Consider the following 12,650-nt stretch of genomic DNA (forward strand, 5'->3'; position numbering starts at 1 on the left):
GTTCTATGTCCTCCTCGTACTTTCATAAGCCTCTGAACCTTGGTTCATCAGCTTATTCAGCCATTCCTTCAGCTCATGGGCCGCGGAATAATTGAGCTTCTGGTCTAATTCCATCAGCTGCTGTTTTACCTGGTAGGTTTGCGAATCTGCGAGGTCGCGTTTTTTCGCGCCGCTCACGACAGACAGCACACCATCTTCTATTTTAACAAAACCGAGATCAAAAAACACCTTTGTCATGAAATTGATTGTGTCAATTGACCATCCTTTGTGTCTCGCAAGCTCCGAACCATGCTTACTTAAGTCAAAATTGCCCCTTTTCAAGAGAAATGCGTAAAACCACTTGAAATCACTCCGCGATGGAAATGAGGACAGAAAATGTTCTTCATGATTGATAAAAACAAAATAAATCCGTTCCGGCTTCTTCCCGTCAAGCAAACGCTTGAGCCGCTCCTCTGACGGCGGCACATCCAGAAAGACGGCATACTTTCCGTCAAGCGGAAGAGCCTCCGCCTCGGATTCCGACGCGATCTGAACCAGCTCGTCCGGCAGCTCTTCGCCACGAAGTTTTCGGACAGTTTTTTCGTTAAAACTGATGAGCACCCGTTTTTCCTTCGGCAGCGCAGCAACCGTATCTTCCCACGTCCGCTTGCCTCTGATATCAAAAAGCTGCCATTCCAGCACCGCAGCGTCTTTAATCATCAGCTGAGGTTTCTTTCTGTTGTTCCATTCATTAATGGACATTTCGCCGACAATGGAAATCGCTGATCCGGGGACAATTCCGGCTTCCAGCTCTCCTTTGTTAAAGCCGACGCAATCGAGAACGGCGGCATCATTTTTCACCGTCATTTTCACGTGATTTTTATTCGCTCCGATCAAGCGCACTTCATCAAGCACGGCGTTTTCCACCATGACATGCGGTTTAGGGTTAAGCATGCCGAACGGCGAGAGCATATTCAATTCTGTAATGCTTTCAACGGTTATGTCTTCGACGCCGCAGACAAGATCAACCTCCTGAATCGGGATAAAATCCTCTTCCGTAAGGGTTTCTTCAGCTAATTGATTCAGCCTGTCTCTTAAATCCGGCACATCTTCAGCCTTTAACGTCATTCCTGCGGCCATCGGATGCCCGCCGAAATGAGGAAGAATGTCTCTGCACTGTGAAAGGCTCGTAAAAAGGTTGAAACCCGTGATGCTTCGCGCCGAGCCTTTGGCGATTCCCTGCTCCTCATCTATCCCCAGCACGACAGCGGGGCGATAAAAACGTTCAGCGAGCTTCGATGCGACAATACCGACAACCCCCGGGTTCCAGCCGACTTTTGCAACTACAATAGCAGACGGGTTTCCGTCTTGCTGCTGAACCATTTCAGCAGCCTCTTCGGTCATGGTTTTCACCATTTTCTGGCGTTCCTTATTCAGCCGGTCAATATCCGAAGCCAATTCCTCCGCTTCAAACTGGTCTTCGGTCATCAGCAGGTGCACGGCGGGATCAGCTTGTTCTATTCTTCCGACGGCATTCAGCCTCGGTGCAACCTGAAACCCGATCGTTTCCTCATCAGCTTGTCCGATATCCCCGCCGGAAAGCTTAATCAGAGCTTTGAGACCCGGCCGATTTGTCGTCCGAAGCTTTTCGATCCCAAGTGACGCAATTAATCTGTTTTCATCGTGCAGCGGCACCAGATCCGCAACCGTACCGATTGCCGCTAAGTCCAGCATAGCTTCCGGCAAAGAACCCGTAAGCGCGTGGGCAAGCTTAAACGCCACACCGACGCCGGCCAATTCTTTAAACGGATAGCTGCAGCCCGGCTGCTTCGGGTGGATGATCGCAAATACGTCAGGAAGCTCGGGTCCCGGCTCATGGTGGTCGGTAATAATGACGTCTAGGCCCAGCTCTTTTGCGACTTCAGCTTCATGAACGGCGGCGATGCCCGTATCCACTGTAATGATAAGCGAAAAACCCCGCTCTTTTATGGAGCGGAAAGCTTGTTCATTCGGGCCGTAGCCTTCTGTGAAACGGTCGGGAATATAAAAATCAACGTTTGCTGACAGCTGTCTGAGTGCCGTCAGCATCACTGATGTGCTTGTAACGCCGTCTGCATCGTAATCTCCGTAAATCATAATCGGTTCCCCTTGAGAAACCGCCAGCTTTATCCGATCAACTGCTTCCCGCATTCCTTTTAATTCATACGGGTCATAAAAGTCTGCATCCTTTGTATGTAAAAAATGCCTTGCGCTTTCGGCAGTATCAAAACCTCTTTTTACAAGCAGCGATGCCACAAGAGGTGTTATGTCCAATTGTTCTGTGAGTGATTTGACCTTTTCCTGATCAGGCTGCTGGATTTCCCAGCGCATTTTTGACGCTAACATAAATTCACCCCTCAACCACCCTATTATACTAGAGCGGACTGAGGGGTTTCAAATGTTATTCTGATCCTTTTTTCTCTTCCAGTATTTCTTCCGGCGGTGCGGCCGGTTTTCTGCCGTCCGGATCAGCCGGCAATTCAGCAGCGGATCTGTTTTCTTTCCGCAGCATTTTAATTTCCCGCTTCAGCTTCATCACTTGAAATATACCTGCTGAAAATACGATCAGCGCTCCCATTAACACAGAGCCTAAAATGACTAAAATCAGCGGCCATTCAGCGGTGCCGAACAGATAATCAACCTCAACCGCCCGCACGTTAATGACAGCAAAAATGGCGACAATCAGAGTAAATAGTAAAGCGAATATAATAGTCCATTGTTTATTCATACGTCAGCCCCCAATTATTAATTCTTATCTTTTCCCTCATTTTCCAGGGATTAAACCCCGGTCTCAGGAAATCCGGGCCGTTAACTGCTCACGGACCAGCCTTTTCAATCCGCTTCTTTCCCCGGATAAGACGAGGGTGTCCCCTTCTTCAATCACGGTATCAATGCCGGGACTCAGCTGTTTTTGCCGGTTTTTCTTTACGATCGCAATAATCTGGACGTTGTAATGCTTCTTGATATCCAAATCTCCGATTGTGCGGCTGACAGCCGGTGCGCGGGATTCGGCTTTAAACCATTCAATAACGAGATCATCAAGTGCAACTTCCACAGATTCCAGCGTTTTCGGCTTATACGTCATCCCGCCTAAAATAGCGGAAATCTGCCTCGCCTCTTCATCGTTAAATTCAACGGATGCCAAGCATTCGTCATGGTCTTTCTCATCGAAGTAATAGAGCTCTCTTCTGCCGTCATCATGAAGAATAATACTGATTTTATCATGATTTTTCGTAATGATTTCAACTTTCTGGCCGATGCCCGGAAGTTCCGACTCACGAACATTCATAAGAACCCTCCTACATGTTTTTACAATGATGATTGATTATGTAAGCGTATGTCATTATAGCAAATGCAGGTTTTAAGTTCAACGCAGCCTAAAAAACAGGCTGCCTTCTGCAAGACAGCCTGTTCCCATTTTACTCTTCGATTGATTTTTTCCCTTTAAATTCTTTTCCTTTCCATACAAGCCACAGCTGTGAAGCGATGTAAAGAGAAGAATAAACCCCTGTCAATAAACCGACCAATAAGGCGACTGAGAAGTTCGTAATTGACGATGAGCCTAAAATAAGCAGCACGACGACTACAATCACAACGGTCAAGACCGTATTAATCGAACGTGTAAAGGTTTGCTGCAAACTCAGATTCACGATGTGTTCCAGATCGGCAAATGACTTCGGCTTGCGTTTTTTCATCTGCTCGCGTATCCGGTCAAATGTAACGATCGTATCATTTATCGAGTAACCGATTATGGTGAGAATAGCGGCGATAAAGGTTACGTCAACCTCCAGCCTTGTAATGCTGAAAAACGCGACGATAAAGAAAGCGTCATACAGCAGGGATACAATCGCGGCGATAGCCATTCTGTACTCGAAACGGATTGACACGTAAATAATGATGCCGATTGATGCAATTGCCACGGCATATAAGGCATTACGGGCCAGTTCTTTTCCGACTGTCGGCGATACCGTGCTGACATTCGGTTCAGCTCCGTATTTATCCTTAAAGTACGTTTTGATTTCAGCGATCTTTTCTTTAGATGGCTCTCCGACAAACCGGGCTGCGGCAACATGGTTCTCTTTACCCGAGAGCACGATGTTTTCCGGATCCATGCCGAGAGAGTCAAAGTCTTTTTCAACCTGCTGCGCCGTCAAGGCATGATTGCTCTGCACGTCAATCCGCGCACCGCTTGCAAAATCGATTCCCAGGTTGAGCTTAAAGACCAGCAAGATGATAATTCCCGCAACGGTTACAACGCTTGAGAAAATAAAGAAGTATTTTCGTTTGCTCGTGAAATCCCATTTCTGGAATGCCGTATGCGGTTCAGTATTTTCGTCGGTCTTCTGAATGTCCATAATGTGTTTTTTCTTGACGCCGAACCAGCCTTTTTTCCGGTCAAGCCATCTGCTTTCCACAAGAAGGGCGAGCAGGAATCTTGAAAGGAAGACAGCTGTAATAAAGCTTGTCAGTATTGACAAAATCAGCATCGTCGCAAACCCTTTTACAGAGCTTGTCCCGAAAATAAAGAGCACGACCGCTGCGATGATCGTTGTGATATTCGCATCGAAGATCGTCGCAAATGACCGTCTGTTCCCTGAACGGAAAGCCGAGCGGACGGATTTGCCGAGTTTCAGCTCTTCTTTTATCCGTTCATAGGTGATAATGTTGGCGTCAACCGCCATCCCGACACCCAAAATGAGCGCCGCAATACCCGGTAAAGTCAGCACAGCCTGCATCCAGTCAAACACTTGCAGCGTAATATACACGTATACAGAAAGCGTAATGACCGCTATGAGTCCCGGCAGTCTGTAATAAAGCAGCATAAATAAGAAAACAATTGCAATCCCGATGATGCCGGCCTCAACCGTATCATGTAAAGCCTGCTGTCCGAATTGCGCCCCTACTGAAGTAGAGTATTTTTCGGTCAGTTTCACAGGCAGTGCGCCCGCGTTTAAAATATTGGCCAAGTCCTTTGCTTTTTGAACGGTGAACTGGCCTTCAATCGTGACATCCTTTGTATTTAATTCCTGGCTCACATTCGGAGCGGATACATATTTCGGATGTTTTTTGCCGACTTCTTTTTTAAATGAATCGCCTTTTTGATAATCGAGCCAGATGACGAGCTGATTATTAGGCGCCATTTTCTTGACCTTTTTCGTCACTTCTCCGAACTTGTCCGCATCCTTCAGTTTCACGCTGACAATCGGTTCGTTCGTTGTCGGATCAAAAGTTTGCTTCGCGCCGTTTTCCACGAGATCAGAGCCGTTTAAAAGCTCTTTATCATTCGTGTCCCTGAATGAGAGCTGCGCTTCCGTTGAGAGAATTTCGCGCGCCCTGTTCTGATTCGTGACGCCCGCCAGCTGTACGCGGATGCGGTTGTTCCCTTCAATCTGAATGTTCGGCTCGCTTACGCCGAGAACGTTAGCCCGGCGGTTCAGCGCCTGCACCGTGCTGACGAGCACGTCTTTTGTGATTTTATCGCCTTTTTTGACGGGCTGCACGTCGTACAGTACTTCAAACCCGCCGCGTAAATCCAATCCTAACGTAATATTATTGGCAGCCGGTTTTGTAAAATACCCCAGCCCTGTGCCGATTAATAATACGATCAGGAAAAACGCAATCAAGCGTCCTTTTTTCATTATGTATTTCCTCCTTAAACCTATGCCGTCAAATCATTATCTCAGCAGTTCATCCAAAGCTTCCTGACCTTCATCGCTTTCCAGCCAATTAGACGACTTAAAAGCTTCAACGGTTGCATAGTTCATAAAATCGCCAATTTTAACTGATAAAATATCGCCGGCCAATTCATACAGCGGCATTTCCGTTTTCTGTTTCCACTTTTTATGTATGAGGTATGACCATAAACTCTCGTGTTCAACATCATCGTATCCAAGAATTTTGAACTCTTCAAGTTTACTGTACAAAAAAGGCCGCAAATGATCCTTATACATTTCGGCGGGATGCTTCTCCATGGGCGCTCGCTCCTTTTTCCCTTTTTCTCGAAGACTTGTCATGCTCGGACGACATCGGCGCATATCTTTATTGTATATGATTCCAGGTAGTTTGAGAAGGCAGGGGTTATAAAATGGCAAAACAGACTTTTTTAAGGGGCACTCTTATTCTCATCGCAGCCGGGATGATTACAAGAATGCTCGGCTTTGTCAATCGGGTGGTCATCGCCCGGTTTATCGGTGAAGAAGGGGTCGGATTGTACATGATGGCTGCCCCGACATTTTTCTTGGCCACCACTTTGACCCAATTCGGCCTCCCTGTTGCCATCAGCAAGCTTGTCGCTGAAGCAAGCGCCCGGGGGGACCGGCAGAAAATGAAACACATTTTAGTGATGTCGCTTACCATCACCGGGATATTAAGTCTCATCTTTACGCCGCTGTTTTTATGCTTTGCGCCGATTATGGCGGAAACGATGCTGACTGATCAACGCACGGTTTACCCGCTTCTGGCGATTACGCCCGTCGTGCCGATTATCGCAATCTCCAGCGTGCTGCGCGGTTATTTTCAGGGCAGGCAGAATATGAACCCGCTGGCATTTTCCCAAGTGCTTGAGCAGATTGTGCGGATTTCACTTGTCGCGGTCTGCACGACAGTGTTTCTGCCGTACGGGATTGAATATGCCGCAGCCGGAGCCATGATTTCGTCTGTCATCGGAGAGCTCGCCTCTCTTATTTATTTATTCATTTGTTTCAAAGCTAAAAAAACAATCAGAATCAGAAAACAATTTTTCAAATCGATTGCAAATGGAAAAGAGACCTTCCGTCAGCTGATGAGCGTATCGCTCCCGACAACCGGAAGCCGATTCATCGGAAACTTGTCTTGGTTTTTTGAGCCTATTGTCGTCGCGCAGAGCCTTGCGATTGCAGGAGTCGCCACCGCTGCTGCCACCAGCCAGTACGGGGAGCTGACCGGATTTGCCATGACGGTTTTGACGCTGCCCAGCTTTATAACCTATTCTCTGTCAACGGCCCTTGTTCCTGCGATCAGTGAAGGAATGGAGCAAAAAAAGCTGCAGGTTGTCGAATACCGTCTGGAACAGGCGATGAGGCTGTGCCTTTTAAGCGGGGGCATTTCGGTGGTTATTTTATTCTCTTTCGCTGATGAGCTGATGTCCGTCATGTACGGATCGACCAATGCGGCCGTTTTTATTAAAGTCATGGCGCCGTTTTTTCTGCTCTATTATTTTCAGGGGCCCCTTCAAGCGGTGCTGCAGGCGCTTAATTTAGCCGGAGCCGCCATGATGAACAGTTTTATCGGCGCCGCTGTTAAAACAGGCCTTATTTTTGTGCTGGCGACCAGGCCTTCTCTGGGCATTATGGGCGCGGCATTGGCGATTGTGACGGGAATGGTGCTCGTCACCCTTCTCCATGCGGCCACTGTAAGCAAAGTGCTTCCGATCAGCATTAAAATAAAAGAATACGCGCTCTGTTTTGCAGTCATATTCATCTGCGGTTATGTGAGCCGATTCATAAAGCGCGCCGTTCATTTTTCAGGGTCAGAGGCTGTTAATCTTACAGGCTGGATTGCCATGACCGTCATACTATATATCGTGCTTCTGCTGTTATTCAGGCTGATTAAAAGGGAGGAGCTGATCCGGATTCCGGTCATCGGACGGTTTGTGACGCGGTAAATCCGGTTTAAGGCTCCCCTTTTTCATTTTTGATATCAATAAAAAAAGCCCCGTCTGTAAACGTGCAGAATGATATTTCCGAAAGATCCTGATATCCTCTTTTCGCTAAGTTTTTTTCGAGCCAGTGTTTATCTTTCCCGATTCGGTCTAAATGCTCGTTTTGAACGATTCCATCGACGATGAGCGGTGTTTCCAGCTGCTTATCCTTATTGTTTTTCTTTTTGACGATTGACAGTTTTCCTGATGACTCTAAAATGGCATATGATACGTCAGAAATCCTTTCGATGTTATTCTCCCTCAGCTGCATGAGAAGATCGTCAAAATTGTAGCGCTGCGATCTCATCGCCCGTTCGTCAATTTTCCCCTGTTTTATAATAATGGTGGGTTTTCCGTCAAGCAGCTGCCGTATTTTTTGGCTTTTGAGCGAGACAAAAGCAAGGCTTACTTGAATAATCATTAAAATGACAATCGGCACAATGGTATGCAAAAGCTTATCTTCTACATTTTCAATTGCCAATACGGCAATCTCGGCAATCATAATGGAAACGACAAGGTCTAAAATGCTCAGTTCTCCGATTTCCCGTTTTCCCATCAGTCTGAAAATCACAAGAATGATAAAATAAAGCACTATCGTACGAAACGTAATAATGAAAATATCTCCCATATCGCACCTCCAACGGTCATAGCATTTGCGATCCGCTCTGTTTTATGTAAGAAATGAACTGAACATGATGCTTTTACGTCTAATCCGAACATTCAGAGAATACATTTAGAAAAAGACAGGCTCCGGCTTGTCATATGTCAGGCCGCAGAGCGGAGAGGAGATCAAAATGGAAGAAACGAAACAAGTGGGTAAAGGCGTCTTGTACGGCTTAGTGGCTATCTTTGCAGTGATGCTTCTTACGAGTCTGGCGATTTCACTGCTGCTGACGGTTACGTCAATGGAAGAGTCATCTTTCAGCTGGCTGGTCACCGCGCTTTCTTTTCTTTCTTTATTTGCCGGCGGTTTTATTTCCGGCGGCAAAGCAAAAGAAAAAGGCTGGATGATCGGAGCGTTAACCGCCGTTTGTTTCTCATTAATCATCTTGCTTTTTCAATATTTAGGGTTCGGAAAATCATTTACATCCGGTCAGCTTTTGTTTCATCTCGGCTTTTTGGGAGTCAGTATGCTGGGCGGGATTTTCGGAGTGAATTTGAAGGGAAGCAGATCAGCGTAATAAAAAAAGAGCGGAGAATCCGCTCTTTTTTAGTATGTATGAGCTTCGCTGTTATTCAGCAGAAGCTTCTCTGATTGCGCGGCGGTCAAATGTTAAACGGGTGTTATCACCTGTTTTAATGACGACCTTGCTTTCATCAATTGATTCAACAGTGCCGTGCAATCCTCCGATTGTCACCACTGAATCTCCTTTTTTCAGCTCTTCCTGCATCTGGCGTACGGCCTTCTGCTGCTTTTGCTGCGGACGGATGAGCAGGAAATAAAGCACTGCAAACATCAAAATAATAGGAACGATTGTGCCTAAAGTACCCATCTGTTTCCCTCCTTTCAAAAATGGTTTTATTTAGAAGCTTTTCGCATTTGGCTTATTATAGCCGTAACGCTCAAAGAACTCTTCTCGGAAATCACCAAGACGATCCTCTCGGATAGCTTGTCTGACCTGCTCCATTAAGTGTAACAGAAAATGAAGGTTATGGTAAGTTGTTAATCGAATTCCAAACGTTTCATTGCAGCGGATCAAATGTCTGATGTAAGCGCGGGAGTAATTTTTGCATGTATGACAGCTGCACTCTTCGTCAATCGGTCGGAAATCGCGCTCATATTTGGCGTTTTTCATGTTCAGACGCCCTTCATTCGTGAACACCGTGCCGTTTCGGGCGATCCGGGTCGGCAGCACGCAGTCAAACATATCAACGCCGCGGATGGCGCCGTCAATTAAGGCATCCGGAGAACCCACACCCATTAAATATCTCGGCTTGTCCTTCGGTAAAAGCGGAGTTGTAAACTCAAGCACTCTGTTCATGACGTGCTTGGGCTCGCCGACAGATAATCCGCCTATGGCATAACCCGGAAAATCAAGTGAAACCAGGTCTTTGGCACTTTGTGTCCGCAAGTCTTCATACTCTCCGCCCTGTACGATTCCGAACAGCCCCTGCTCATCAGAGCGCCCGTGCGCCTCCAGGCAGCGTTCCGCCCAGCGGCTGGTCCGTTCCACAGAGCGTTTCATGTAATCATACTCTGCCGGATACGGAGGACATTCATCAAAGGCCATCATGATATCAGAACCGAGGGCGTTTTGAATTTCCATCGCTTTTTCCGGAGATAAAAACAGCTTGTCTCCGTTTAAGTGATTGCGGAAATGTACGCCTTCTTCTTCTATATTACGAAACTTGCTCAATGAAAAGACCTGAAAACCGCCGGAATCCGTTAAAATCGCGCGGTCCCAGTTCATAAACTGATGAAGCCCGCCAGCTTCTTTTACAATGTCATGTCCGGGGCGGAGCCATAAATGGTACGTATTGCTTAAAATAATACCCGCATCCATAGATTTCAGCTCGTCCGGAGACATCGTCTTTACCGTAGCAAGCGTGCCGACCGGCATAAATACAGGCGTCTCAAAGGAGCCGTGGGGCGTATGAACTCTGCCCAGGCGCGCTCCCGTTTGTTTGCATTCCTTTATAAATTCATAACGTATCGGTTGTTCAGCCACTTTGTATGAGGCCTCCTGTCATTCAAATTAGATAATCAGCATGGCGTCGCCAAAGCTGAAGAAACGATATTCCTCTTCTACCGCATGACGGTAGGCGGAAAGTACATGCTCTCTGCCGGCAAGTGCAGAAACAAGCATGATTAGCGAAGATTTCGGCAGGTGAAAATTGGTGATCATGCCGTCAATCGCTTTAAATTCATATCCCGGATAAATGAAGATCGACGTCCAGCCGCTTGAAGCGGTAAATACGCCGTCATGCTCGCCGGCAATGGTTTCAAGGGTGCGCGTTGATGTCGTCCCGACCGACACGATGCGCCCTCCCGACTTTCTGATCTCGTTTAAAGAGGCGGCGGTTTCTTCCGTCATTTCATAAAATTCCGCGTGCATGTTATGCTCTTCCACATCATCCGCACTGACTGGGCGGAATGTCCCGAGTCCAACGTGCAGGGTGATAAATTCAATCCGCACACCCTTTTGCTTCAGCTCGTCCAGAATCTCTTCCGTAAAATGAAGTCCGGCAGTCGGAGCTGCGGCGGACCCGATTTCTTTTGAAAAGACGGTCTGATACCGTTCTTTATCATCAAGCTGCTCTTTAATGTAAGGAGGAAGCGGCATTTCACCGAGCGATTCAAGCACTTCGTAAAAAATCCCGTCATACCGGAATTCTATTTTCCGGCCGCCGTGATCAAGTTCCTCCGTGCAGACCGCTGTCAGCCGGCCGTCTCCAAATGTCAGGACCGTTCCTTTTTTTACGCGTTTCGCCGGCTTTACAAGCGTTTCCCATGTGTCATTCTCTTCCTGTTTTAACAACAGGAGCTCCACTTTCGCTCCCGTATCTTCTTTTGTGCCGAATAATCTGGCAGGGAGCACACGGGTATTGTTCAAGACGAGACAATCCCCTTCTTTAAAAAAGCTGACAATTTCTTTAAATGAACTGTCCGTCAGCCCGCCCGTCTGTTTGTCAAGCACCATCAGCCGCGATGCGTCACGCTCTTTCAGCGGCACTTGGGCAATGAGGCGTTCAGGCAGTTCAAAATCAAATAAATCGACTTTCATTATTTCACCTTTATTCTGTCTATTGTTATTTCATTCTGCCGAAAAAATTGAGCAGGATGGATAGTATCACACTGATTACAATACAAGTAACAACGGGAAAGAAAAATGTGACATTTCCCTTTTTAACGAAAATATCTCCGGGCAGCCGTCCGACAAAGTGCCAGACTGCGCCGGCAATAAGCAAAACAGCACCGAGAACCATGAGAACCTTCGGAAAATCAGTCACAGGCGGGCGCCTCCAATCGAAAATGCTCATACACTGCCGGGGTCACGACCCGTCCCCTCGGCGTCCTCTGAAGAAATCCGATCTGCAGCAGATACGGTTCGTACACATCCTCTATTGTATGCGGTTCTTCGCCGATTGTCGCGGAAATCGTATCAAGGCCGACCGGACCGCCGCTGAATTTTTCAATCATGCCCATCAGCAGCTTGTGGTCAATATGATCAAGGCCGAGCGCATCGACTTGAAGACGTTCGAGCGCGTCGTGAGCGATTTCTTCCGTGATGCGGCTGTCGCCGAGCACCTGGGCAAAATCTCTCACCCTTCTGAGAAGCCGGTTTGCAACCCGCGGCGTTCCCCTTGACCGTCTGGCGATTTCCAGAGCCGGCGCTTCTTCGATATCCACTTCAAATACTTCAGCCGTTCGTGACACGATATCTGTCAGCTCTTCCTGCGTATAGTATTCAAGGCGCGACAGCACCCCGAACCGGTCTCTGAGCGGTGCGGTCAATAATCCCACTCTGGTCGTCGCTCCTACCAGCGTAAAAGGCGGAAGGTCAAGACGGACGGAGCGGGCGGACGGGCCTTTACCAATGACGATATCAAGGCAGAAATCCTCCATCGCCGGGTAAAGCACTTCTTCAATTGAACGGTTCAGCCTGTGAATTTCGTCTATAAACAGCACATCACCGGGTTCGAGCGCCGTCAGAATGGCTGCCAAGTCTCCCGGCCTTTCAATGGCCGGCCCTGACGTTGTCCGCATCTCCACACCCATCTCATTGGCCACGATCGACGCAAGCGTTGTTTTTCCGAGACCCGGAGGCCCGTATAAAAGAACGTGGTCAAGCGTTTCCTGCCTCATTTTCGCCGCATCGATAAACACGCGCAGATTTTCTTTCACCTTCTTTTGGCCGATGTACTGGGCGAGATTCTGCGGCCTGAGGCTTTGCTCGATTATTGATTCATGGCTGTCTGCTTCACTTGAAACGAGCCGTTCATCCATGAACAT

The 12,650-nt window shown here is 47.6% G+C and carries 13 protein-coding genes; 2 read left to right on the plus strand and 11 right to left on the minus strand.

The window, feature by feature from the left end; translation table 11 throughout:
• Nucleotides 1-3 precede the first annotated feature (3 nt).
• From recJ to AD710_RS01375, 5 genes are all read right to left on the minus strand, one after another.
• A complete protein-coding gene (gene recJ / locus AD710_RS01355; protein ID WP_049627102.1) occupies nt 4-2,364 on the minus strand; it encodes a single-stranded-DNA-specific exonuclease RecJ in 2,361 nt (786 codons plus the stop codon).
• Between the two features lie 55 nt (nt 2,365-2,419).
• The gene (locus tag AD710_RS01360) at nt 2,420-2,746 is read right to left on the minus strand and encodes a LapA family protein (protein WP_016938811.1); all 327 of its coding nucleotides are present in this window, start codon (nt 2,744-2,746) and stop codon (nt 2,420-2,422) included.
• A 63-nt stretch (nt 2,747-2,809) separates the two neighbouring features.
• Nucleotides 2,810-3,307 (minus strand): cation:proton antiporter regulatory subunit, encoded by a 498-nt coding sequence (locus tag AD710_RS01365; RefSeq protein ID WP_049627103.1) that lies wholly within the window; start codon nt 3,305-3,307, stop codon nt 2,810-2,812.
• A gap of 130 nt (nt 3,308-3,437) precedes the next feature.
• Nucleotides 3,438-5,657: a protein translocase subunit SecDF gene (gene secDF / locus AD710_RS01370; protein ID WP_049627104.1), complete on the minus strand. Its 2,220-nt coding sequence runs from the start codon at nt 5,655-5,657 to the stop codon at nt 3,438-3,440.
• 36 nt (nt 5,658-5,693) lie between these two features.
• Nucleotides 5,694-5,990, minus strand: coding sequence for a post-transcriptional regulator (locus tag AD710_RS01375; RefSeq protein ID WP_045926489.1), 297 nt, complete (start codon nt 5,988-5,990; stop codon nt 5,694-5,696).
• Nucleotides 5,991-6,103: 113 nt separating this feature from the next.
• Here AD710_RS01375 and spoVB point away from each other — a divergent pair, with 113 nt between their 5' ends.
• Complete coding sequence (gene spoVB, locus AD710_RS01380; RefSeq protein WP_016938807.1) at nt 6,104-7,660, plus strand: stage V sporulation protein B; 1,557 nt, start codon at nt 6,104-6,106, stop codon at nt 7,658-7,660.
• A 7-nt stretch (nt 7,661-7,667) separates the two neighbouring features.
• Here spoVB and AD710_RS01385 read toward each other — a convergent pair whose 3' ends face one another.
• Complete coding sequence (locus tag AD710_RS01385; protein ID WP_049627105.1) at nt 7,668-8,324, minus strand: DUF421 domain-containing protein; 657 nt, start codon at nt 8,322-8,324, stop codon at nt 7,668-7,670.
• Nucleotides 8,325-8,490: 166 nt separating this feature from the next.
• Between AD710_RS01385 and AD710_RS01390 the strand changes: the two genes are divergently transcribed.
• Nucleotides 8,491-8,877: a TIGR04086 family membrane protein gene (locus AD710_RS01390; protein ID WP_016938805.1), complete on the plus strand. Its 387-nt coding sequence runs from the start codon at nt 8,491-8,493 to the stop codon at nt 8,875-8,877.
• Nucleotides 8,878-8,928: 51 nt separating this feature from the next.
• Here AD710_RS01390 and yajC read toward each other — a convergent pair whose 3' ends face one another.
• The 5 genes from yajC to ruvB are packed head-to-tail and all read right to left on the minus strand — an operon-like array spanning nt 8,929 to nt 12,644.
• Entirely contained in the window at nt 8,929-9,189 is a 261-nt protein-coding gene (gene yajC / locus AD710_RS01395; RefSeq protein ID WP_012118091.1) for a preprotein translocase subunit YajC, read from the minus strand.
• A gap of 30 nt (nt 9,190-9,219) precedes the next feature.
• The gene (gene tgt / locus AD710_RS01400; RefSeq protein WP_016938804.1) at nt 9,220-10,365 is read right to left on the minus strand and encodes a tRNA guanosine(34) transglycosylase Tgt; all 1,146 of its coding nucleotides are present in this window, start codon (nt 10,363-10,365) and stop codon (nt 9,220-9,222) included.
• 27 nt (nt 10,366-10,392) lie between these two features.
• Nucleotides 10,393-11,421 (minus strand): tRNA preQ1(34) S-adenosylmethionine ribosyltransferase-isomerase QueA, encoded by a 1,029-nt coding sequence (queA, locus tag AD710_RS01405; RefSeq protein WP_047475550.1) that lies wholly within the window; start codon nt 11,419-11,421, stop codon nt 10,393-10,395.
• A 25-nt stretch (nt 11,422-11,446) separates the two neighbouring features.
• A complete protein-coding gene (locus AD710_RS01410) occupies nt 11,447-11,647 on the minus strand; it encodes a DUF2905 domain-containing protein (protein WP_003152687.1) in 201 nt (66 codons plus the stop codon).
• The gene (gene ruvB / locus AD710_RS01415) at nt 11,640-12,644 is read right to left on the minus strand and encodes a Holliday junction branch migration DNA helicase RuvB (protein WP_045926484.1); all 1,005 of its coding nucleotides are present in this window, start codon (nt 12,642-12,644) and stop codon (nt 11,640-11,642) included. Before ruvB ends, AD710_RS01410 begins: the two co-directional genes overlap by 8 nt.
• Nucleotides 12,645-12,650: the final 6 nt, after the last annotated feature.

It is taken from the genome of Bacillus sp. JFL15 (assembly GCF_001184225.1).
Lineage (GTDB): Bacteria > Bacillota > Bacilli > Bacillales > Bacillaceae > Bacillus > Bacillus siamensis.